Annotated in this window: 22 protein-coding genes and 2 pseudogenes; 13 read left to right on the top strand and 11 right to left on the bottom strand. The window is 57.0% G+C overall.

The genetic code is table 11. The features are described from left to right. Positions 1 to 44: 44 nt before the first annotated feature. Both AB4Y96_RS13325 and AB4Y96_RS13330 read left to right on the top strand, forming a co-directional pair. Complete coding sequence (locus AB4Y96_RS13325) at positions 45 to 881, top strand: SDR family oxidoreductase (RefSeq protein WP_441917950.1); 837 nt, start codon at positions 45 to 47, stop codon at positions 879 to 881. 29 nt (positions 882 to 910) lie between these two features. Next, positions 911 to 1,330 (top strand): hypothetical protein, encoded by a 420-nt coding sequence (locus AB4Y96_RS13330; protein WP_441917952.1) that lies wholly within the window; start codon positions 911 to 913, stop codon positions 1,328 to 1,330. A 191-nt stretch (positions 1,331 to 1,521) separates the two neighbouring features. Here AB4Y96_RS13330 and AB4Y96_RS13335 read toward each other — a convergent pair whose 3' ends face one another. From AB4Y96_RS13335 to AB4Y96_RS13350, 4 genes and pseudogenes are all read right to left on the bottom strand, one after another. Further along, positions 1,522 to 1,701 carry a hypothetical protein gene (locus AB4Y96_RS13335; protein ID WP_441918001.1) on the bottom strand — a complete coding sequence of 60 codons (180 nt, stop codon included), beginning with the start codon at positions 1,699 to 1,701 and terminating at the stop codon, positions 1,522 to 1,524. 25 nt (positions 1,702 to 1,726) lie between these two features. Beyond that, a pseudogene (locus AB4Y96_RS13340) lies at positions 1,727 to 1,897 on the bottom strand (WGR domain-containing protein); the annotation flags it as partial. A 21-nt stretch (positions 1,898 to 1,918) separates the two neighbouring features. Next, entirely contained in the window at positions 1,919 to 2,860 is a 942-nt protein-coding gene (locus AB4Y96_RS13345) for an alpha/beta hydrolase (protein ID WP_441917954.1), read from the bottom strand. A 177-nt stretch (positions 2,861 to 3,037) separates the two neighbouring features. Further along, the gene (locus AB4Y96_RS13350) at positions 3,038 to 3,466 is read right to left on the bottom strand and encodes a YybH family protein (RefSeq protein ID WP_441917956.1); all 429 of its coding nucleotides are present in this window, start codon (positions 3,464 to 3,466) and stop codon (positions 3,038 to 3,040) included. A 135-nt stretch (positions 3,467 to 3,601) separates the two neighbouring features. Between AB4Y96_RS13350 and AB4Y96_RS13355 the strand changes: the two genes are divergently transcribed. Then, the gene (locus tag AB4Y96_RS13355) at positions 3,602 to 4,504 is read left to right on the top strand and encodes a LysR family transcriptional regulator (RefSeq protein ID WP_441917958.1); all 903 of its coding nucleotides are present in this window, start codon (positions 3,602 to 3,604) and stop codon (positions 4,502 to 4,504) included. Positions 4,505 to 4,756: 252 nt separating this feature from the next. Here the strand turns inward: AB4Y96_RS13355 and AB4Y96_RS13360 are convergent. The 3 genes and pseudogenes from AB4Y96_RS13360 to AB4Y96_RS13370 all read right to left on the bottom strand — a co-directional run. Beyond that, positions 4,757 to 5,068: pseudogene (locus AB4Y96_RS13360) on the bottom strand (DNA-binding response regulator); the annotation flags it as partial. Between the two features lie 75 nt (positions 5,069 to 5,143). Beyond that, positions 5,144 to 6,208, bottom strand: coding sequence for a porin (locus AB4Y96_RS13365; RefSeq protein WP_441917959.1), 1,065 nt, complete (start codon positions 6,206 to 6,208; stop codon positions 5,144 to 5,146). A 238-nt stretch (positions 6,209 to 6,446) separates the two neighbouring features. Then, a complete protein-coding gene (locus tag AB4Y96_RS13370) occupies positions 6,447 to 6,890 on the bottom strand; it encodes a MarR family winged helix-turn-helix transcriptional regulator (RefSeq protein WP_441917961.1) in 444 nt (147 codons plus the stop codon). Positions 6,891 to 7,040: 150 nt separating this feature from the next. On the opposite strand from AB4Y96_RS13370, the gene AB4Y96_RS13375 reads away from it, so the two are divergent. The 8 genes from AB4Y96_RS13375 to paaZ all read left to right on the top strand — a co-directional run bounded on the left by AB4Y96_RS13375 (position 7,041) and on the right by paaZ (position 14,633). Further along, positions 7,041 to 7,799: an alpha/beta hydrolase gene (locus AB4Y96_RS13375; RefSeq protein WP_441917963.1), complete on the top strand. Its 759-nt coding sequence runs from the start codon at positions 7,041 to 7,043 to the stop codon at positions 7,797 to 7,799. Positions 7,800 to 8,048: 249 nt separating this feature from the next. Further along, entirely contained in the window at positions 8,049 to 9,038 is a 990-nt protein-coding gene (gene paaA, locus AB4Y96_RS13380) for a 1,2-phenylacetyl-CoA epoxidase subunit PaaA (protein ID WP_441917964.1), read from the top strand. A 30-nt stretch (positions 9,039 to 9,068) separates the two neighbouring features. Further along, the gene (gene paaB / locus AB4Y96_RS13385) at positions 9,069 to 9,353 is read left to right on the top strand and encodes a 1,2-phenylacetyl-CoA epoxidase subunit PaaB (RefSeq protein ID WP_441917966.1); all 285 of its coding nucleotides are present in this window, start codon (positions 9,069 to 9,071) and stop codon (positions 9,351 to 9,353) included. Then, positions 9,353 to 10,135 carry a 1,2-phenylacetyl-CoA epoxidase subunit PaaC gene (paaC, locus tag AB4Y96_RS13390; protein WP_441917968.1) on the top strand — a complete coding sequence of 261 codons (783 nt, stop codon included), beginning with the start codon at positions 9,353 to 9,355 and terminating at the stop codon, positions 10,133 to 10,135. Before paaB ends, paaC begins: the two co-directional genes overlap by 1 nt. Positions 10,136 to 10,144: 9 nt before the next feature. Next, positions 10,145 to 10,669 carry a 1,2-phenylacetyl-CoA epoxidase subunit PaaD gene (gene paaD, locus AB4Y96_RS13395; RefSeq protein WP_441917969.1) on the top strand — a complete coding sequence of 175 codons (525 nt, stop codon included), beginning with the start codon at positions 10,145 to 10,147 and terminating at the stop codon, positions 10,667 to 10,669. Between the two features lie 22 nt (positions 10,670 to 10,691). Then, positions 10,692 to 11,768 carry a 1,2-phenylacetyl-CoA epoxidase subunit PaaE gene (gene paaE / locus AB4Y96_RS13400; protein WP_441917971.1) on the top strand — a complete coding sequence of 359 codons (1,077 nt, stop codon included), beginning with the start codon at positions 10,692 to 10,694 and terminating at the stop codon, positions 11,766 to 11,768. Between the two features lie 35 nt (positions 11,769 to 11,803). Continuing rightward, positions 11,804 to 12,562 (top strand): Phenylacetic acid catabolic protein, encoded by a 759-nt coding sequence (locus AB4Y96_RS13405; RefSeq protein ID WP_441917973.1) that lies wholly within the window; start codon positions 11,804 to 11,806, stop codon positions 12,560 to 12,562. A gap of 13 nt (positions 12,563 to 12,575) precedes the next feature. Then, complete coding sequence (paaZ, locus tag AB4Y96_RS13410) at positions 12,576 to 14,633, top strand: phenylacetic acid degradation bifunctional protein PaaZ (protein ID WP_441917975.1); 2,058 nt, start codon at positions 12,576 to 12,578, stop codon at positions 14,631 to 14,633. Between the two features lie 16 nt (positions 14,634 to 14,649). On the opposite strand, the gene AB4Y96_RS13415 is transcribed toward paaZ, so the two are convergent. From AB4Y96_RS13415 to paaG, 4 genes are all read right to left on the bottom strand, one after another. Then, a complete protein-coding gene (locus AB4Y96_RS13415; protein WP_091884204.1) occupies positions 14,650 to 15,246 on the bottom strand; it encodes a TetR/AcrR family transcriptional regulator in 597 nt (198 codons plus the stop codon). 108 nt (positions 15,247 to 15,354) lie between these two features. Further along, positions 15,355 to 16,665: a phenylacetate--CoA ligase PaaK gene (paaK, locus tag AB4Y96_RS13420; RefSeq protein ID WP_441917977.1), complete on the bottom strand. Its 1,311-nt coding sequence runs from the start codon at positions 16,663 to 16,665 to the stop codon at positions 15,355 to 15,357. Positions 16,666 to 16,701: 36 nt separating this feature from the next. Further along, complete coding sequence (gene paaI / locus AB4Y96_RS13425) at positions 16,702 to 17,151, bottom strand: hydroxyphenylacetyl-CoA thioesterase PaaI (protein WP_441917979.1); 450 nt, start codon at positions 17,149 to 17,151, stop codon at positions 16,702 to 16,704. Further along, positions 17,148 to 17,939, bottom strand: coding sequence for a 2-(1,2-epoxy-1,2-dihydrophenyl)acetyl-CoA isomerase PaaG (paaG, locus tag AB4Y96_RS13430; RefSeq protein WP_441917981.1), 792 nt, complete (start codon positions 17,937 to 17,939; stop codon positions 17,148 to 17,150). Before paaG ends, paaI begins: the two co-directional genes overlap by 4 nt. A gap of 102 nt (positions 17,940 to 18,041) precedes the next feature. Between paaG and paaN the strand changes: the two genes are divergently transcribed. After that, positions 18,042 to 19,703 carry a phenylacetic acid degradation protein PaaN gene (gene paaN / locus AB4Y96_RS13435; protein ID WP_441917983.1) on the top strand — a complete coding sequence of 554 codons (1,662 nt, stop codon included), beginning with the start codon at positions 18,042 to 18,044 and terminating at the stop codon, positions 19,701 to 19,703. A 45-nt stretch (positions 19,704 to 19,748) separates the two neighbouring features. Beyond that, a complete protein-coding gene (locus AB4Y96_RS13440; RefSeq protein WP_441917985.1) occupies positions 19,749 to 20,897 on the top strand; it encodes an ABC transporter substrate-binding protein in 1,149 nt (382 codons plus the stop codon). The last annotated feature ends 27 nt before the right edge of the window (positions 20,898 to 20,924 follow it).

Genomic DNA, 20,924 nt, shown 5'->3' on the forward strand with positions numbered 1-20,924 from the left:
TTGCTGGAGCGAGGCCTGTCAGCGTTGGTCCGAGGAGGAAAATGATGAGTAACTCAGGAAAAGAAACGCGCGTTGTCTTGATAACAGGCGCCTCTTCTGGAATCGGAAAGATGTGTGCCGCGCATCTCCATAGCCGGGGCTACCGTGTTTATGGAACCAGCAGACGTGCGGTCGTGGCGGGATCCAACGAAAACGGTTTCACGCTCATTCCCATGGACGTTACCTCGGAACAGTCAATCGTAAGCGCCCTCGAATTCATCATGGCTCGCGAAGGCCGGATTGATATTGTCATCAACAATGCGGGCAATGGCATTGCGGGAGCCATTGAGGACACGACGATAGCGGAAGCTCAGGCGCAGCTCGATACCAACTTTTTCGGAGCACTTCGTGTCTGCCGCAATGTCTTGCCGTTGCTTCGTCGCCAGAAACGTTCATATCTGATCAATATCAGCTCTATTGGTGGTATCATCGGCATCCCGTTTCAGGGCCTTTACAGCGCCAGCAAGTTTGCCATTGAAGGCATGAGCGAAGTTCTCGCTGCGGAAGTTAAACCACAGGGTGTGAATGTCGTGCTTGTCGAGCCGGGTGATTTTCGCACTGGTTTCTCGGCTGAACGGCGGATCGTGGCAAACGCGCTAAAGCCAACGATATACTCCAAACATTGCGAGGCCGCACTCAAGGTCATGGAAGCGGATGAGCTTGGCGGTTCTACCCCCGAACCCATCGCCAGGATGATTGAGCGGATCGTCAATATGCGATCACCAAAATTGCGGTACATGGTCGGGCCAACGGTCCAAAAACTCTCGGTTTCCATCTTCAAGAAACTGCTGCCGCAAAAGCTGTTTCAGCTGTTCATCATGAAGTATTACAAGATCGCTTAGAAGCTTTAACCCGAGCCTGGAGAGATATTATGAACTACAAAATTATCAGCCTCCCAATGCTTGCAATCCTCGCGCTTGCCGTTGGCAATGTTCAGGCACATGCCGCAGAACGCAAATACAAAGCCAATGGCCCAACCTCGTCAGCCATCACCGGTGACATCTCGATCGATGACAACGGCATCAAATTCGCCAATGGTAAAACGCTCGCGTTCTCATCGCGTACAACTGGCGATTTTAGTTGGGGTGGCGAACATGTTGATGCCTCGATTTACAAGGTCAAAACACCATCTGACCCCAAATTGAAAGGCGGCAACATACTTTGCGGTAAAAAAGTGACCTATGTCGCCACATGGATTGCTGAAACATCATTGGCACTGGCTGTTTTCACGGATGACAAAGCGCCTACAGGCGACGACACAATGTGTGCATTATATACGTACAACAAGTGACGTGAGGCAGAGGAGGCGCCGCACCTTATACGCGCGGACGGCATCTGCGATCGAGTAAAGTGTCGGGTTATTCGCGCAGAACCCACCATCCAGCAGCAGAAGCGCGCCCCACCCGATTTAGGTTGGTAACCTGACCGCCAATAGCCGCCAAGGTCTCAAGCAATTGACAGTGATTGCTGTTGATGCCCCCCTTATACGTCGAAGCCAAAGGCGAGATAGTCGTACATGCAGGCAATCTTTTTGAAAAATGAACGGTATGAACCTTCCTTGAGCCTGTCGGAATTGTCTTTGAGGAACTTCCCGAGCACAGCGCCCACCTGTTCGTTTTGCGACCAGCCTCGCATCAGTGTAGGGGCATTTTTGGAAGGCATCTAGATCTGCGGTACATCTGTAACCCTTACGGCGTTTCTGTCGAGAGAGCTCTTCATAGGCTCTCTCTAATTCAGTATAGTGGGGAAACGTGTCGACCTTCTGTTGTCCTGTTGTGCCAATTCTCCCCCAGTTGCGCACGAGCGATATCTCACCAAACAGGGTTGGTTGCATCGTCAGGCTATAATACCGCGCCAAGTTATGCTCCCCTCAAGTAGGTTAAATCGTTCCGATCACACGCAGGCGGTCTTGCATCGCCCGCAGCGCCAGTTTCGATTTCGGGGCGAGCCGATCGAAACCGTGGTTCGCACCGGAATGCACGYGCAGTTCGATCGGTACGCCTGCCACAGCGAGTTTTTGGGCGTAACGGATGTCCTCGTCCCGGAAGATGTCAAGTTCACCAACCTCGATGTAGACTGGGGCGAGACCCGCCGCGTCCTTCAAACGTGCCGGCACCGCTGCCGGAGAGACAGTCACGTCGCAAAGCCGTTCACCCAGCAGCGCACTCCAGCCGGTGAAATTGTGGTCATAAGTCCAGGTCGCGAACGGCAGGAGACGTGGATCGGGAACGAGGTTCTGATCATCAAGCATCGGATAGATGAGGATCTGCTTTGCAACCGCGATGCCGTGGTCGCGCGCAAGGATTGCCGCGCCGGCCGCCGGACAGCCGCCACCGCTATCGCCCATCAGGGCGATACGGCTCGGATCGATGCCGAGTTCATCGGCATGCGCCGTGAGCCAGGTTAGGCCAGTGAGCACGTCTTCCGCCAGCATGGTGTCGGTGCCTTGGGGCGCCAATCGGTACTCAACCGCAAGGAATGGCACGCCGGACTTGGCCACATACTCGGCGATGACGAAGGCATAGAGATCAACACTCGCCAAAATCATGCCGCCACCATGCGCATAAACCACGGCGGAGCCGGGGCTCGATCCTTCCCGAACGAACCAACGTAGTTCGATTTTTGCGCCATCGACCGTTTCGGCAAAAAACGATGTTGTATGCACATCCGGGTAGGTAGGGGCCGCGGCGGACCAGGCCGCCCAACCGGCATTGCCGATGGCACGTATGGCCTGCCAGTCACCGCGCGCCGGCGGCGGTGAGGTGGGCGGAGGAAGAACGGCCAGCGCACCCGCAAGTTCAGGATCAAGGGCATAGGGCATGAGAATTTTCCAAAAAAGGCACGACGATCCCCACGCTCACGATGACCTTCGGGATTGGAGACTATCCGCAGAAGTTGAAGGGACAGGATAAGCCCGCTAGCGAGGCGGTGCGACGATGCTGTTGAGGGTGATAGCGAGGTGAGTAATGGCCTCGGAGTTGAGAACACCGCCGTGGAATCAAGCCGTTACAATTTTGCCATCCCAATCCCCGCCCGCGGGGAAAGAGGCATGTTCGTGGATTAGTTTCCACTCACCGCCCCGCCGTTCAAAGCAATCGGTCTGACGCACCAATGCGCGCTTGGTATCACCGTTCTTAAGCACGATATGGACTTTCTGAATTGTGCAGACGATCCCCATATCGCCGTTTATCGTGACAGCCTCTTCAAGAACTTCGATGTTACAAGAACGGAAACCCTTGAATACGCTATCGAACATCTTCAATGCCGGCTGAATGCCTCTTGAGGCAAAAGCAGGGATATCGAACCAAAGAGCGTCTTCGGCCCAATGTCTTGTGCTCTGCGCACCCGTCATGGACTCGGCCATCTCCTTGACGATGGAAGTCAGAACCTCCTTGTCGCGCTGCCGATTGTCGTTGGTGTTCTTCATGGTGATTTCCTTTTCGATTGCGTCAGGGCTCTGTTTCCGTTCCCAACGACAAATACCTACCCCTTCCTGAAAAGTGAGAGTAGAAAGGTATTCGGAATAGGATCAATTCCCAATATGGAATGAATGGGTGTCTAAATGGACCGTATGGGTGCCATCAGTCTATTTGTCCGGGTGGTCGACAGCGGCAGCTTTTCTGCTGTCGCCCGGACGCTTGGCGTCGGTCAGCCAGCCATCAGCAAGCAGATCGCTGCCCTCGAAATACATCTGGGTGCTCAGCTGTTACAACGGACCTCGCGCAGCCTGACCCTCACAGAGGCTGGCCGTGACTTCTACGAGTCCGGTGTGCGCCTTTTGGGTGATCTCGAAGCAGCGGAGTCGCGTATCGGACGTGGCCGGATCACACCCTCGGGCCTGGTGCGCGCCACCGTGGCGCCGGTTTTCGGCCGACTTTATGTGGTRCCACGATTGCATGAGTTCTTCCTCCGGTATCCCGAGGTTGCGGTCGAACTGGTCGTCGCTGACCGTCTCATGAATCTGGTCGAGGAGGGCATCGATCTAGGCGTGCACAATGGCGAGCTATCGGACTCTAGCCTGATTGTCAGCAAGATCGCGCAAACGCCGATCGTTACCGTTGCTACTCCTGCCTACCTGATGGCTCATGGCGAACCCGCGATACCGTCTGATCTCGAGCGGCATTCCTGCATCATCTACGCTCCGCAAGGCGCACCGCGCATATGGAGTTTTCACGGCCGTTTCGGCCCGATCACCCATCAGCCCAAAGGGGCTTTTCGTACCAACGACGCCGAACAAATTCGAACTGCTGTGTTGGCAAACCTCGGTATCGCCCATACACCGGGCTGGCTCTTCGCGTCAGAGATCGCCTCAGGCACTGTCCTGCCCGTTCTTACAGACTATGAGCCTGCCAAGCTTGCGATCAGTGCCGTTCGGCCGTCAGGTCGGTTCCTTGCCAGCAAGGTCCGGGTCTTCATCGATTTCCTTACCGAGATATTCGCTGAGGAGCCGTCTCTCGCCTTATAGAGGGGTATCTGCGTGAGGGTGCGAAACGTATCGACAGATATCGTCTATCTCGGCCGACCTGATCGCGCCAATTGTCACATTGTCGTCGTGGTCGGTTCCAAATGGGTGCGGAGTGTTCCTGATACAGATGGTCCAGGCCGCATCTCCCATACGGGCTATTTATCGATCCTGCGAAATAATATTGATGAAAGTGTCGCCCGAACAAAGATGCGGGTGGATCAGCAAAGCATCGTGGCCGCGTCATGCTGACGGTCAGTGTGAATCAAGCCACTCGTTCAACTCAATTTCGGAACGCTCCAATCCATGGAAATTGATCAGTTTGCGCATGAAGGCAACTGCAACGGCTCGGGCACGAAGGTTGAATCGTCCGTCATGATCGTCCCGTGACATTTGATAGACGTCAAGTTTCTCATATAACTGCTGAAGCCGATTCTGGACACTGCGCAAGGAAAGGTTACGGCGGTCGGCAATGGCCCGATCGGTCAATCCAAGGGCGACGTCGACGAGGATTTCGTACTCGATTTCTTTGACACCTTTTAGTGGCGCAAGGCTCTTTTGCGGCAGAAGAATGCAGGGGCAGATATAAAGCGCGGTCAAACGCAATTAAAACCGTAATCTGTCGGTTTTAGTGACGAAATCTCAGAAGTTGCGCTGGAGGCGCAACCGGCCCTCAACGGGATCACCGCGATTATCGTCGTAGCTGGTGTACGTTACCTCTGGAATAATATCAAAGCCCGGTACCAGCTTGTATCGGACATTCAGAGCGGCTGATACGTTGCCGTATTCCTCATAGGCAACTTGCCCATTCAACGTGGCCTTATCTGACAATTTGGCAGAAAGCCCCGCCCAAATGGCGTAGTCGCCCTCCCAATTGGCATAATAATTATTGACGCCCGTAGATTTGTCCCAGTCGGACTGATAGCCGCCCATGAGGAAAGCAGAAACAGTGTTGCTGAATTTTACGTCAAGCCGCACCTTACCGGCCCAGACCTCATCAAGGGCGTCATAGCCGACTACGCCAGACAGCTTACCCCAGCCCTGTTCGAATTTCAGACCACCAACAATATGCGGCGTGTAATCGTCAATGAGGTAGTTTTTGGTGTGGCCTTGATCATTGTAACCGAAATCACTGGTGCTGCCTTGTTCAAAGCCAAGCATTGCGGAAAATCCATTGCCGCCTTTAAACGTATAGCTGATCTGGTTCGTGGCAGTATCTTTGTCGGGCCCGTAGGCAATGACATTGTCGTTGATGATGTCGCCGGCGTAGTTGGTCCATGAGGTGAACTGTGAATCGACAGCGCCGACGCGAAAGCCGCCAAGCTCAATATATGCTTTGGGGATATAGGCGTTGTTGCTGCCATTGGTATACTGGAAATAGGTTTCGATGTAAGAGCGAAGTGTACCCAACTCCGTTTCCGAACGGGCATCGAAACGCAGCGAAGCCCTCGTGCGTTTGTACCAGCTGTCCCGCTTGACACCTGTCAGTGGGTCATCGCCGCCGCGCACATCATAACGCAGATATCCGCCAATCTTCAGGCATGTTTCCGTACCGGGAATATAGAAGAACCCGGCGCCGTAGGTATCGCACACGCGAACATATTCCACCGGTTCTGGTTCTGCCACGACGACTGCGTCAGCGGCGTGGGCGGAAGACGCACTAAAAATGACCGCAGATGAGCCAATCAGAAATGTCTTGATACCCATGCCCGATCTCCAAAAATGAGTAATGATTTTGGTTTGATGTTGGCAGGTTTATATTACAGTTCGATGGCAGTGGATTTTAGGCGATGGTGCTTGTGGAAACACTCTCGCTCCGGAATGAGGGCGATTGGCCTTACGTTGCCGCGTGCAAAAGCGCTTTGGGAAATCTCACATCGCGAATCCGTCACCCAGCGCGAACTTGCAGATGCCCTGAAATCCACCCCCCGAAATATTACCACGCTCATGTCGGCGCTTTGGTCATACCGTCGCGCAATTGCTGGACCTTTTGGTTGAGATCAATCATCTGGGGTATTGTGAAGCCGGAGCGTTGCAGCAGTGTTGCGGTCAGGCATCCGGTCTTGGCGTGCAGGTCAGCGCCTTTGGGAGTCRGATGGACCTCGACCAGCCGTTCGTCGGTGACACTGCGGCGACGCGTGAGAAAGCCGGCACTTTCCAGCCGCTTGACGGCGGGGGTAATGGTGCTTGGCTCCAGCGCCAGCCTGTCGCCGATGACCGTAATGGTCAGACCATCCTGTTCCCAAAGAGCACTGAGGACGAGATACTGCGTATAGGTGACACCCAGTTCATCCAGCATGGGCTTGTACACGCGGTGAATGGCAATCGACGCCGAGTAGATTGAAAAACACAGCTGGCTGTCGAGCGGCAGAGTGGGGGCATCGGTCATTGTCGTCTCCTGTTCGGCGATGTTTATAACCTTTATCACAAATAATGATATCGCGATAAAGAAATCGCTTTACAAGATTTCGGCGGTCGTTTATATAGTCTTTATCGCGATAAAGATTATTGCGAACAAAACAACGAAGGAGATACGCATATGAGCAAGATCCTGACCGCAGCCGCTACCCTCGCCATGGCCGCCACCGCTTTCACCCCCGCGCACGCTGCACCTGCTGGTGCCAAGAACATTGTCCTTGTCCACGGCGGTTTCGTCGATGGTTCCGGCTGGCAGGGCGTTTACAACATCCTGAAAAACGATGGCTACAATGTCAGCATTGTGCAGAACCCGACCATCTCGCTTGCCGATGATGTGGCTGTTACCAAGCGGACCATTGCGCAGCAGGACGGTCCTGTGATTCTGGTTGGCCATTCCTATGGCGGCGTCGTTGTCAGTGAAGCCGGCACCGACGAGAAGGTGAAAGCTGTCGTCTACATCGCAGCGTTCGCGCCTGACAAAGGCGAGTCCGTATCATCACTGATCGCCAATGCGCCTGCAGGTGCGCCGGTACCGCCGATCCTGCCGCCCGTTGATGGCTACCTGTTCCTTGACAAGGCCAAATTTGCTGCCTCGTTCGCCGCTGACGTGGATGCTACAACCGCTGCATTCATGGCTGACTCACAGGTTCCATGGGGCGTCGAAGCATTGGCCGGTGCTGTGAGCGAACCCGCATGGAAGAGCAAGCCAAGCTTCTATCTGGTTGCCACTGACGATCACATGATCCCGCCACCTGCCCAGCGCATGATGGCCGAACGTGCCAAGGCCACAGTCGTCGAAACGGCTGCCAGCCACGCCGTTTACGTTTCCAAACCGCAAGTCGTTGCCGACCTTATAGAGCAGGCGGCATCCGCCAAATAAACATCCGCATTCATCGGATACCGGGGCGTGCCAAGCGCCCCGGCCTATCTGTGTCAATGAGGCTGTTTGCTGTCGTTTCACAAGCATTTCCAAGTAGTTGCTGGTTTTGTCGCAACGCCGCCTGTGGATGTGCACTTTGAATGTCACAAAAATTCGTAAAAAATTGTTTGAATTGTGATGTGTTGCATGGTATTAGGTAACCGATCGGTCGATTAATAGGTCTGCCGGCCGGGGAGCGAGGAGGCAACCATGTATGCGCAGATGGTAAAAACTGACGGCACCCGTGTTCGGTCTCTCGATGAGATGGAGCCGCACGAACGCGCCTTTCAGGAGCGCGTTGACGCCGGTCAGAAGATCGAGCCGAAAGAATGGATGCCTGATGGATACCGCAAGACGCTGGTGCGTCAGATCAGCCAGCACGCCCATTCCGAGATTGTTGGCCAACTGCCCGAGGGTAACTGGATCAGCCGTGCACCGACGCTGGAGCGCAAGGCGATCCTGCTCGCCAAGGTGCAGGACGAGGCCGGTCACGGCCTCTATCTCTATTGCGCCGCCGAGACGCTTGGTATCAGCCGCGACGAAATGTATGAGCAACTCCATTCCGGTAAGGCCAAATACTCTTCGATCTTCAATTATCCAACGCTGACCTGGGCCGATATCGGCGCGATTGGCTGGCTGGTTGATGGCGCAGCCATTATGAACCAAGTACCATTGCAGCGCTGTTCCTATGGGCCGTATGCAAGAGCCATGGTCCGCATCTGCAAGGAAGAGAGTTTTCATCAGCGCCAGGGCTTTGATGCCCTGATGCGGATGGTGAAGGGTATCCCGGCACAGAAAGCCATGGTGCAGGACGCATTGAACCGTTGGTGGTGGCCATCGCTGATGATGTTCGGGCCCTCCGACGATGCTTCAGTTCATTCGGTTCAGTCGATGGCATGGAAGATCAAGCAGAATTCGAACGATGAGTTACGCCAGAAGTTTGTCGACCAGACTGTGCCACAGGCCGAATATCTCGGTCTGACCGTGCCGGACCCTGACCTCAAATGGAACGAGGAAAAGGGTGGTTATGATTTTGGCGAGCCGGATTGGGAAGAGTTCTTCAATGTGATTGCCGGCAATGGTCCCTGCAATGCAGAACGTCTCAATGCCCGCAAACAGGCGTGGGATGATGGGGCCTGGTTCCGCGACGGCTTGACAACCCATGCGCAAAAGACGGCGCATTCCGTCGCCGCCGAGTAGGGCCGCAGAACGTTTCAGGGAGTGAGAAACATGTCCAGCGAATGGCCGCTTTGGGAAGTCTTTATTCGAGGTCAGCACGGCCTCAATCATCGCCATGTCGGAAGTCTGCATGCGCCCGATGCCGAGATGGCGGTCAACAATTCCCGCGATGTTTATACGCGCCGCAATGAGGGCGTCAGTATCTGGGTTGTGAAATCATCGGACATCACCGCCAGCGCCCCATCAGAAAAGGGTCCGCTCTTCGAGCCGTCCAATTCCAAAGTCTACCGTCACCCGACCTTCTTCGACATTCCGGATGAAGTGGGGCATATGTGATGGCAACTGCGACGCTTGAACCTGATGTCGATCAGTCCGCGCTCTTTGAATTCCTGCTGCGCATTGGTGATAATGCCTTGATCCTCGGCCATCGGGTATCTGAGTGGTGCGGTCACGCGCCAGCGCTTGAAGAAGATATTGCCCTTGCCAACACTGCGCTTGACCTGATCGGCCAGACCCAGCTTTGGCTCGGTCTTGCGGGCGAAGTGGAAGGTGAGGGCCGCTCTGCTGATAACCTCGCCTATCTGCGCGACGGTTTCGAGTTCCGCAACATCCTGCTTGTCGAGCGCCCCAACGGCGATTACGGCAAGACGCTGATGCGGCAGTTCCTGTTCGATGCGTGGCATTATCTGCTGCTGAAGGCGCTCAAGGGCTCTGCGGAGAAGCGGATCGCCGACATCGCGGAAAAGGCCTTTAAGGAGGTCTCCTACCATCTTAATCGCAGCCGTGATCTGGTGATCCGCCTTGGCGACGGCTCAGCAGAAAGCCATCGCCGCATGCAGGAGGCGCTCGACGAACTTTGGCCTTATACGGGCGAGATGTTTGTTGGCGATACCATCGACGCGGCACTGGCAGGTGCTGGTATCATCCCTGCACCTCAAAGTCTCAAGATCGGCTGGGATGAGATCGTGGCGGATGCTCTTTCCGAGAGCACTCTGGTGAAGCCTGCCGATGGCTACATGCACAAGGGCGGCAGGCGCGGCGTACACACGGAACATCTCGGCTATATCCTGTCTGAGTTGCAGTTCCTGCAGCGCGCTTATCCGGGCGCGGTCTGGTAGGAGGTGGTGATGACCATGGCGCTTCACCCCTCCGTGGAAGAGGTCTGGCACTGGCTTTCGGAGGTGCCGGATCCTGAGATTCCGGTGATCTCGCTCACCGAGCTTGGCATCATCCGCGATGTCGAATGGCGGGATGATGTCATGGTGGTGACGGTGACGCCAACCTATTCTGGCTGCCCCGCAACTACGGTGATCAACGTGGATATTGAGCGGGCACTCGCCGAAAAAGGCCTCGCCAACGTGCGGCTGCAACGCCAGCTTTCGCCCGCATGGACAACGGACTGGATCAGTGCCGAGGGCAGGGACAAGCTTCGCGCCTATGGCATAGCTCCGCCGATTGACGGCACTGCCGCCGATGGCGTGCTGATGAAACGCATAGACCGGCTTTCCGGCCGCTCGAACTTCATGATCGCCTGTCCGCGCTGCCAATCGACGAACACCGAAAAGATCAGCCAGTTCGGCTCGACACCCTGCAAGGCAAGCTACCGCTGCACCGACTGTCTGGAACCGTTCGATTACTTCAAGTGCATCTGACCCATAGGACGAGGGCCCGCATATGGCACGTTTTCATCCCCTGACCGTCACCGAAGTTCGCCGCGAAACGCGCGATGCGGTTGTCGTCACGCTCATGCCCTCAGAGGAGGACAGGAGCGTCTTCGATTTCACGCAGGGCCAGTATCTGACTTTCCGCCGTAAATTCGAAGACGAGGAACTGCGCCGCTCCTACTCCATCTGCGCGGGCAGGGATGAGGGCGTGCTCAAGGTGGGTATCAAACGTGTCGACGGCGGCTGTTTCTCGACATGGATCAACGAAAACCTCAAGGCTGGCGATACGCTGGAAGCCATGCCGCCGATGGGCGCATTCTTCACAGCGATCGAACCCGATGTCGCCAAGCACTATCTCGGCTTTGCCGGCGGCAGCGGCATCACACCGGTGCTCTCCATCATCAAGACAGTACTATCGCGTGAGCCGAATTCGCGTTTCACGCTCATTTACGCCAACAGGCAGATCAGCTCGATCATGTTCCGCGAGGAGCTGGACGACTTGAAGAACCTCTATCTCGGTCGTCTCTCCGTTCTGCATGTGCTGGAGAGCGAGGTGCAGGACATCGATCTCTTCACCGGCCGCATCGATGGTGCAAAGTGCGCGGCGCTTTTCAAGAACTGGATTGACGCGAAATCAGTAACCACCGCCTTTATCTGCGGGCCGGAGCCGATGATGCTGGCGATCGCCGCGGCACTGCGCGAGCACGGTTTGCGCGACGATCAGATCAAATTCGAGCTTTTTGCTTCTTCGCAGCCGGGTCGTACTGCCCGCCGGGTCGAATCCGCAAACAAATCCGGTGAGGATGCTGTCTGCGAAGCGACAGTCACACTCGACGGTGCGGCGCGCATCTTCAAGTTTCCCAAACAGGGCCAGAGCCTGCTCGATGCTGCGCTCGAAAACGCCATGGACGTTCCCTATGCCTGCAAGGCCGGTGTCTGTTCCACCTGTAGGGCCAAGGTCATTGAAGGCGAGGTTGAGATGGCAACAAACCACGCCTTGGAAGACTATGAGGTGGACCAGGGCTATGTGCTGACCTGCCAGTGTTTTCCGCTCAGCGACCGCATCGTGGTCAGCTACGACCAATAACATCAGGCTCTGGTCGCATTGAAGGGGAGGACAGCATGTCCGATACAATTCCGATCGAGGACTATCTGGCTGAGGGCGGTGTACTCTCTTCGCCCGACAATGTGCCGCCGCGCTATCGCGGTGAGTTGCTGCGCCTGATGGCGAGCTTCGTCGACAGCGCGCTGGCTGGTTCCGCCGGTTTTGCCGACACGATCAATGATGCTCCGGGTATTCAGGAACGGATATCCGCAGCCCGCATCGTGCTGGAAAAGACCGATCATGCGGGTCAAGTGCTGAAGATCATGGAAACCTTCGGCGCCGATGGTGGTCGCTATGCCGTACATCACCCTTGGGCTGCGCGGGTTTCCCGCGAGGCCGATATAGGTGCAGCGCGTCAGGGCGGCGATATGCGCCTTTCGGTCTTTCACTATCCGCTGAACGGGTGGCTGGATGCGGTCGTGATGAACGTCTTGATGGGCCGGGCAAGCGCCGTGCAGCTCAAGGAGTTGTCGCGTGTCTCCTATCAACCGCTTGCCGATGTTTTCCGCGCCATCCTGCCCCGCGAGGAACGACATGCAGAACTTGGCATAACCGGTCTTGCCCGCATAGTTAGTGATGAGGAAGGCCGCACGGCAGCGCGCGCCTCTGTTGCCTATTGGTATCCACGCGTCGCGGCAAGCTTTGGCCATTCGGCCTCAACAAGGTTTGAAACCCAGTCGCGCTTCGGGCTGAGGCACACATCGAATGAAACCTTGCTTGCGCAATGGCAGGCCGAGATCGATCCGCAGCTCGCTGCGCTCAGACTGAATCCATAGGAAGGACAGGCACATGAATGTCATGGCAAATCGGCCACGTCGGCTTGAAAGCTACGTCGGCGGTACTTGGGTCGCTGGCGCGAGTGAGGGCAAAGCTTTGCTCGACGCATCGACAGGCGCACCGGTCGCCTTCATCGATTCCACCGGCGTCGATTTCAAGGCGGCACTTGCCTATGGCCGTGACAAGGGCGGCTTGGCTCTGCGGCGTATGTCCTTTCACGAACGCGCCGGGATGCTGAAGGCGCTCGGTCAGGCGCTCATGGAGAAAAAGGAAGAGTTTTACGCGCTGTCTACTGCGACGGGCGCGACACGCGCGGACGGCTGGGTTGATATCGAGGGCGGTATCGGTACGCTCCTCTCTTACGCCTCCAAGGGCAGGCGCGAATTGCCGAACAGCCGCGTACTGCTTGATGGTGACATCGAGCAGCTCTCCAAGGATGACAGCTTTTCCGCTCAACATATTCTAAGCCCCCTGCAGGGCATCGCCATCCACATCAATGCCTTCAATTTTCCCTGCTGGGGTATGCTGGAAAAGTTGGCGCCGACGTTCCTGGCCGGTGTTCCGGCTATCGTCAAACCGGCGAGCCAGACTGCCTATCTCACCGAACTCATGGTGCGCCGCATCATCGAGACCGGCCTGCTGCCCGAGGGGACGCTGCAACTGGTCTGCGGCTCGGTCGGTGATCTGCTGGATCACGTGGGCGGCCAGGATGCGGTAACCTTTACCGGTTCCGCAGCGACTGGACGGCAATTGAAGACGCATAAGGCAATCATTGAGAATTCCGTGCGTTTCACCATGGAAGCCGACAGCCTCAATGCCGCGGTGCTTGGCCTCGATGCCGCACCCGGCACCGAAGAATTCGACCTCTTTGTCAAGGAAGTCGTTCGCGAGATGACGGTGAAATCAGGACAGAAATGCACGGCTATCCGGCGCGTCATTGCACCACGCGCCTCCAGCGAAGCACTGATCGAAAGCCTGCGCAATCGGCTCGCCAAGACTATAGTCGGTAATCCGGCCGATGAAGCTGTCCGCATGGGTCCGCTCGCCAGCCTCGACCAGCTTGAGGAAGTGCGTGCCCGCATTCGCGATCTTTCTGTTGATGCGGAGATTGTTGCCGGTGATCCTGATCATCCGAGCGTCAGGTCGGGTGATGCGAGCGCCGGTGCCTTTCTCAATCCGGTTCTGCTCTATTGTGATAAGCCGGGATCTGCCCGCGCCGTGCACGATGTCGAGGCATTCGGCCCCGTCAGCACCGTCATGCCCTATGACACGGCTGATGAGGCTGTTGATCTTGCCCGTCGCGGCAAAGGCAGCCTTGTTGCCTCTGTCTTCACCAACGACCCTGCCTTTGCCGAGGAGGTTGTGCTGGGCCTTGCACCGTTCCATGGGCGCGTAATGATCGGCAATCGCGTCAGCGCCAAATCCTCCACAGGTCACGGTTCCCCGCTTCCGGTGCTTGTTCATGGCGGTCCCGGTCGCGCTGGCGGCGGCGAGGAACTCGGCGGTATTCGCGGCGTGAAGCACTACATGCAGCGCACGGCAGTGCAGGGTGCGCCGACCCTGCTCTCCGCTGTAACGGGTCGCTGGATGCAGGGCGCGCAAGCATATGCAGGCGGCGAACATCCTTTCCGCAAGTCGCTGGCCGAATTGAAGATCGGCGACCAGTTGATCACCGCAAACCGCGCTGTTCTGCTTGAGGATATCGAGCACTTCGCCCATTTTACCGGCGATACATTCTATGCTCACATGGATGAGGAAGCGGCCAAGGCGAACCCATTCTTTGAAGGTCGCGTGGCCCACGGTTATCTCATTGTCTCCTTTGCCGCCGGTCTCTTTGTCGATCCGGCGCCGGGTCCGGTCCTTGCCAATTACGGCGTCGACAATCTGCGCTTCCTGACACCGGTTAGTCCGGGTGATACGTTGCAGGTGCAGCTTACCTGCAAGGAGATTAACCCGCGCGCCAATGCAGAGCACGGCGAGGTGCGGTGGGATTGCAATGTAACGAACCAGATGGGGGCCACGGTTGCGCACTACGACGTGCTGACAATGGTGGCTAAAACGAGAGAGTGACCGGCTGGCGCCGGTCTTACGTTACGGCCTTGACGCCTTCGAGGATCAAGGTCGTGGCAATGTCGGCATATTCGTCGCGGGTGATGGGGCCATTTGGCCGGAACCACATATAGACCCAGTTCATCATGCCGAAGAGCGACATGGTGACGGGCATCAGGAGTGGCCGACCCTTGTTAAGATCCGGGTTTATGTCACGGATGACGCTGGAGAAGCGCTTGACGATCTGCCGCTCGATCGCCTGCAGTTCCACGAGCTGTTCTTCTGATAGCGCACTGGTGCCGTTGAGCTGCACCTTGTGCTCATTGTCAGCGCCTTCATAATTCCTCAACACGGCCTTCACCAGCAGGCGTAGCCGCTCCTCGGGCGTCACATCGGTGCGATCAGCCGCTGCAATTGCGCCATCGAGCTCTGTCAGGTGCGTGCGCACGATGTCAAAGATCAGCGCGTCCTTGCCCGGGTAATAATGATAGAGCAGTGCCTTCGAGACATTGCTGTGTGAGGCGATCATCGACATGGACGCTTTCTCCATGCCCATTTCAGCAAATACCGCTGCGGCACTCGTCAGAATGCCACGTTGCTTTTCCTCGAAATCAACTGCCCGCGTGCGTGCCATGTTGTCCTGCTCTGCTTATTTCCTGTTGGCCGGGCCGCCTGAAGGCCGCCAAATCCGTCTCTATACACAGTCAATCAGGTACCGGATTATCCCGGCGCCTTCGTTCGTCTACCCTTTCGGGCGGTTGTCCACCACCCTCTTAGCCTTACCTTCAGAACGGGCCACACCTCCCGGATCGTGCACCAGAATACTGGTTGAGACCCCGACCACACTCTTGATGTGATGGGTAAGCTCCTTTGCTGATCCCGTACGTGCGCCGTTATCGGCGGCTTCTGCGGTACATTCGACATGAACAGTCATGTTGTCCATACGGCCCGTGCGCGTCAACTCGATCTGGAAATGCGGCGCAAGGCCGCGACATTTCAGAATCTGTTCCTCGATCTGCGTTGGAAAGATGTTGACCCCACGCAGAATCATCATGTCATCCGAACGGCCGGTTATCTTCTCCATGCGGCGCATCGAGCGGGCAGTGCCGGGGAGCAGCCGCGTCAGGTCGCGCGTGCGATATCGGATGATTGGCAGACCTTCCTTAGTCAATGTCGTAAAGACCAGTTCGCCGATTTCACCGTCAGGCAATACATTACCCGTCATTGGATCGATGATCTCGGGATAGAAATGGTCTTCCCAGATGTGCAGGCCGTCCTTCGCCTCGACGCATTCGTTGGCAACACCCGGTCCCATGACCTCAGACAGGCCGTAAATATCGACCGCATGCATGTCAAAGGCTTGCTCGATCTCCTCGCGCATGGCGTTGGTCCACGGCTCCGCGCCAAAAATCCCGACAGCAAGCGAGCTTTCGCGCGGATCGATACCGTGCCTGCGGAACTCGTCAAGGATCGACAGCATGTAGGAAGGTGTCACCATGATGATGCGTGGCTTGAAGTCCTGCATCAGCGTGACCTGGCGCTCGGTCATGCCGCCGGAGATCGGCACAACGGTGCAGCCGAGTTTCTCTGCGCCGTAATGCGCGCCGAGGCCGCCGGTGAACAGGCCATAACCATAAGCGATATGGACGATATCCCCGGCGCGGCCACCCGAAGCACGAATCGAACGGGCAACGACGGTGGCCCAGGTGTCGATATCCTTTTTCGTATAGCCAACGACGGTGGGTTTGCCTGTGGTACCTGATGAGGCATGGATGCGCGCGAGCTTCTCGCGCGCCACGGCGAACATGCCGAAAGGATAGGTATCACGCAGGTCCTTCTTGGTGGTGAAGGGAAACTTTGCAAGGTCAGAAAGCGTCTTCAGATCAGACGGATGCACGCCCGACTCATCGAAGCGCTGACGATAGAAAGGTGAATTCTCATAGGCATGGGTCAGCGACCATTTCATGCGTTCGAACTGCAGTCCCGAAATCTCGTCACGGGAAGCTGTCTCGATAGGTTCAAGCTCACCGGGGCGGGGGGATAGGTCTTCCATAAATGTCTCCTCCGAGAATGCTGGATGGTACCGTCGTCAGATCTGCTCCGCCAGATGGGTACCCTTGACTGTTCGCGAGTGGCCACGGAATTCCGCGACGTGCTCGCCCTCCTGATTGGTAATGCGGATATCGTAGATTCCGCCTCGTCCGCGGCGCGATACCTCCCGTGCCGTCGCTGTCAGCCTGTCGCCCCTGAAAGCTGGAGCGATGTAAGTCATCGAACAGTGCTGGGCGACGGTTCGCTGGTTGTAGGTGTTGCAGGCGAAAGCAAAAGCTGAGTCCGCCAGCGTAAAGACGTAGCCGCCGTGGCAGGTGCCGTGGCCATTCGTCATTGTTTCTGTAATCGTCATCGCCACCGTTGCCGCGCCGGGGGCTACGACGAGAAGCTGCATGTCGAGATGGCGGGTGGCGTTGTCGTCGTCCCACATGGATTTTGCGCAGGCTTCCGCCAGCGCCTGCGGGGAGAGTCTTATAGCGTCGGTCATTTGCCCTTGAACTCCGGCTTGCGCTTTTCAAGGAACGCGCCGACGCCCTCGGCATAATCCGCGGTGTGGCCAGCCTCACGTTGCAGGTCGCGTTCAAGGTCAAGCTGTTCGTCCAACGTGTTGGTTGCTGCGGCCTGAATGGCACGCTTCGTCATGCCGAGGCCCTTGGTCGGACCAGCGGCAAGACGAGTGGACAGTGCGGTTGCTTCTTCCATCAGCTTGTCATCATCCACGGCGCGCCAGATCAGGCCCCATTCAGCGGCGGTTTCCGCACCGAGCGGTTCAGCGGTCAGCATTAATGCCTTGGCACGCGCCTCACCGATGAGCTGCGGCAGGCTCCATGTACCGCCGGAATCCGGTACAAGACCGATCTTGGCAAATGCCTGGATGAAGCGGGCCGAGCGGGCGGCAAGCGTGATGTCGCAGGCGAAAGCGATGTTGGCACCGGCACCAGCGGCAACACCGTTGACGGCGCAGATGACAGGTTTTTCGAGGCTGCGAATGAGCCGCAGCAGCGGATTGTAAAAAGTTTCGATCGTGTGGCCGAGATCGGGCATTGCGCCCTTGCGCGGGTCACGGTCGCCAAGATCCTGACCAGCGCTGAAGCCGCGACCGGCGCCGGTCAGCAGCACAGCGCGCACGTCCGCATCCGCATGAGCCCGCTCAAAACCGGCACGCAGCGCAAGATGCATTTCATCGTTGAAGGCATTGAGCTTGTCCGGGCGATTCAGCGTGAGGCTCAAAACGCCATCGACAAGCGCCGACAGAATGGTATCAGAATCGGACATATTTCCTCCCTGTCACCCTTCCCAGCGGTGACTGTAAAAAAACTCTTGCATAAACCGACCGGTCAGTCAATTATAAATGCAATGACTGGGAGGGAGCCAGAGATGACAGGACTTTTCGAGCGGCATCAAGTGACGCTGCACGCTGCACTTGATGCTGYTGCCAAGCGCGACTACTGGTCCGCCTATCCTGAGGTGCCGAGCGGCAAGATTTACGGCGAAACCGCCAGAGACGATGGTCTTGCCACCTACGAGGCACGGCTCGGAAAATCCTTTGATCTGCCCGGACATCCGGCGGAAAGTTCGGTTGGCGCGGAAGTTTCGCCTTATGGTCCGTCGCTCGGTATCACCTATCCGGCCGCGTCGGTTGACATGCTGGTCGCTGCCTCGCGGGTTGCCGCCCGGCAATGGGGGAGCGCCACGCCAGAAGTGCGCACCGGCATCTGTCTTGAAATCCTCGCCCGTCTTAATGCTCGCAGCTTCGAGATGGCGAATGCTGTCATGCATACAACCGGTCAGGCTTTCGCCATGGCCTTTCAGGCTGGCGGCCCACATGCACAGGACCGTGGCCTCGAAGCAGTTGCCTATGCCTATGCCGAGATGAACCGCACGCCAGTTGAGGCAATTTGGATGAAGCCGCAGGGGAAAAGCGAGACAATCATTCTGGAAAAGCACTGGCGTATCATGCCCCGCGGTGTTGCGCTTGTTATCGGCTGCAATACTTTTCCGACCTGGAATAGCTACCCCGGCCTTTTCGCCAGCCTTGCGACCGGCAATACCGTCATCGTCAAGCCGCACCCGGCGGCGATCCTACCGCTCGCCATCACTGTCGAGGTTATCAGGCAGGTGCTGATGGAAGAAGGCTTTGCCGCCGATACAGTGCTGCTCGCCGCCGATGCGACAGGTTCCGAGATCACAAAAAATCTCGTTCAGCACCCCTCGATTTCAATAATCGATTACACTGGTTCAAATAGTTTTGGCAGCTGGGTGCGCGCCAATGCCCGTGATGCCGACGTCTATACGGAAGAGGCGGGTGTCAATTCGATTGTCATCGGCGCTACCGACAATTTTGCCGGCATGTGCAGCAATATCGCCTTTTCGCTTGCTCTCTACAGTGGCCAGATGTGCACTGCGCCGCAAAATATTTTCGTGCCACAGGACGGCATCGGGACGGATGAAGGCCACAAGAGCTTCCATGAGGTTGCAGCCGGTATTGCCGCTGCGGTCGACGCGTTGCTGGCCGACCCGGCCCGCGCTGCCGGTGTCTGTGGTGCAATTGCCAATCCCGCCACGCTCGCCCGTATAGCCACGGCCCGTTCGCTGGGCCGTATCGTGCGTGACTCCGCGCCGGTCGAAGGTCTTTCGCAAGCGCGCACCGCGACGCCGCTGATCCTCGCCGTCGAGGCCGCTAATGAAGAATCCTACGCGGAAGAGCGCTTCGGGCCAATCATCTTTGTCGTTGCTGTCGATGACGTCACCGACGGTGTGAACCGTGCAGCCGAACTTGCCGAGCGCAAAGGGGCCATCACAGCTGCGTTTTACGAGACCGACGAAGTGCGCATTCTTGCTGCTGCCGATCGTTTTGCGGCAGCGGGTGTCAATCTTTCGGTCAATCTGACCGGCGGCATCTATGTCAATCAGAGCGCCGCTTTCAGTGATTTCCACGTTACCGGTGCCAATCCGGCAGGCAATGCAAGCCTGACGGACACGGCTTTTGTTGCAAACCGGTTCCGCGTGGTGATGTGGCGCCGCCCAATAGCGGCGTGAGGGGAATTTTAATCAAAACTGTTTTTCTTGGGAGGAGAAACCAGCATGAACTTTAACAGAACCACCGCACTTGCAAGCTCGCTCGCGCTTTTACTCGGCTTTGCCACACCTGTTTTTGCCGACATTAAGATCGGCTCGACCATTTCTGAAACCGGGCCGGCCTCGTTCCTTGGCGATCCGGAAGCCAAGACGCTGAAAATGCTGGTCGAGGAAATCAACGCGGCTGGCGGCGTCAATGGCGAGAAGCTCAGCTTAATCCTCTATGATGACGGCGGCGATCCGAACAAGGCACGCACATTTGCCACCCGTCTGGTCGAGGATGACAAGGTTGTCGCCGTCATCGGCGGCACGACGACCGGTACGTCCATGGCAATCATACCGGTTTTCGAAGATGCGGAAATCCCCTTCATCTCGCTTGCTGGCGCAATCGAAATTATCGATCCGGTTCGCCCACACACCTTCAAGACACCGCACACGGATCGCATGGCCTGTGCAAAGATCTTCGAGGACATGAAAAAGAACGGCATCACCAAAATTGGCATGATCTCTGGGTCCGACGGCTTTGGCGCTTCAATGCACAAGCAGTGCCTTCAGATCATCGGCGAGTACGGTATCCAGGTTCTGGCCGACGAAACCTATGGCCCAGCGGATGCCGACATGACGCCGCAACTGACCAACATTAAGAGTAAGGCTGGCGTCCAGGCGGTATTGAACCCCGGCTTCGGTCAGGGCCCGGCGATCGTCACGCGCAACTATGCCCAGCTTGCACTTGGCCTGCCACTCTACCAGTCGCATGGCGTTGCGTCTGATGGTTTCATCGAGCTTGCGGGAGCGAAGGCTGCGGAAGGCGTGCGCCTGCCGGGCACCGCTCTGCTTGTCGCTGGCCTCCTGCCGGAAAATGATCCGCAGCGTCCCGTCGTCGTTGCCTACAAGGCAGCCTATGAGAAGGCGACCGGCAAGCCGGTCTCGACCTTCGGCGGTTATGCCCATGATGCACTGCGTATCCTCGTGGATGCGATCAAGCGGGCGGGCAGCACTGAGCCATCTGCGATCCGCGATGCAATTGAGGGAACGCACGGTCTGGTCGGCACAACCGGCACGGTCACGATGTCGGCGAAAGACCATCTTGGCCTTGATCTCTCGGCCTTCCGCATGCTGCGGATTGAAAACGGCGGCTGGAAGATTGTCGAATAATCGGACCGTACCGCTGGCCTGTGCCAT

This window comes from Phyllobacterium sp. TAF24, assembly GCF_052113785.1.
Taxonomy (GTDB): domain Bacteria; phylum Pseudomonadota; class Alphaproteobacteria; order Rhizobiales; family Rhizobiaceae; genus Phyllobacterium.

Coding starts and splice junctions, on each gene's coding strand:
- AB4Y96_RS13325 (WP_441917950.1), top strand. CDS start 45: ATGAGTAACTCAGGAAAAGAAACGCGCGTTGTCTTGATAACAGGCGCC.
- AB4Y96_RS13330 (WP_441917952.1), top strand. CDS start 911: ATGAACTACAAAATTATCAGCCTCCCAATGCTTGCAATCCTCGCGCTT.
- AB4Y96_RS13335 (WP_441918001.1), bottom strand. CDS start 1,701: ATGCCTTCCAAAAATGCCCCTACACTGATGCGAGGCTGGTCGCAAAAC.
- AB4Y96_RS13350 (WP_441917956.1), bottom strand. CDS start 3,466: ATGAAGAACACCAACGACAATCGGCAGCGCGACAAGGAGGTTCTGACT.
- AB4Y96_RS13365 (WP_441917959.1), bottom strand. CDS start 6,208: ATGGGTATCAAGACATTTCTGATTGGCTCATCTGCGGTCATTTTTAGT.
- AB4Y96_RS13375 (WP_441917963.1), top strand. CDS start 7,041: ATGAGCAAGATCCTGACCGCAGCCGCTACCCTCGCCATGGCCGCCACC.
- paaA (WP_441917964.1), top strand. CDS start 8,049: ATGTATGCGCAGATGGTAAAAACTGACGGCACCCGTGTTCGGTCTCTC.
- paaB (WP_441917966.1), top strand. CDS start 9,069: ATGTCCAGCGAATGGCCGCTTTGGGAAGTCTTTATTCGAGGTCAGCAC.
- paaC (WP_441917968.1), top strand. CDS start 9,353: ATGGCAACTGCGACGCTTGAACCTGATGTCGATCAGTCCGCGCTCTTT.
- paaD (WP_441917969.1), top strand. CDS start 10,145: ATGACCATGGCGCTTCACCCCTCCGTGGAAGAGGTCTGGCACTGGCTT.
- paaE (WP_441917971.1), top strand. CDS start 10,692: ATGGCACGTTTTCATCCCCTGACCGTCACCGAAGTTCGCCGCGAAACG.
- AB4Y96_RS13405 (WP_441917973.1), top strand. CDS start 11,804: ATGTCCGATACAATTCCGATCGAGGACTATCTGGCTGAGGGCGGTGTA.
- paaZ (WP_441917975.1), top strand. CDS start 12,576: ATGAATGTCATGGCAAATCGGCCACGTCGGCTTGAAAGCTACGTCGGC.
- AB4Y96_RS13415 (WP_091884204.1), bottom strand. CDS start 15,246: ATGGCACGCACGCGGGCAGTTGATTTCGAGGAAAAGCAACGTGGCATT.
- paaK (WP_441917977.1), bottom strand. CDS start 16,665: ATGGAAGACCTATCCCCCCGCCCCGGTGAGCTTGAACCTATCGAGACA.
- paaI (WP_441917979.1), bottom strand. CDS start 17,151: ATGACCGACGCTATAAGACTCTCCCCGCAGGCGCTGGCGGAAGCCTGC.
- paaG (WP_441917981.1), bottom strand. CDS start 17,939: ATGTCCGATTCTGATACCATTCTGTCGGCGCTTGTCGATGGCGTTTTG.
- AB4Y96_RS13440 (WP_441917985.1), top strand. CDS start 19,749: ATGAACTTTAACAGAACCACCGCACTTGCAAGCTCGCTCGCGCTTTTA.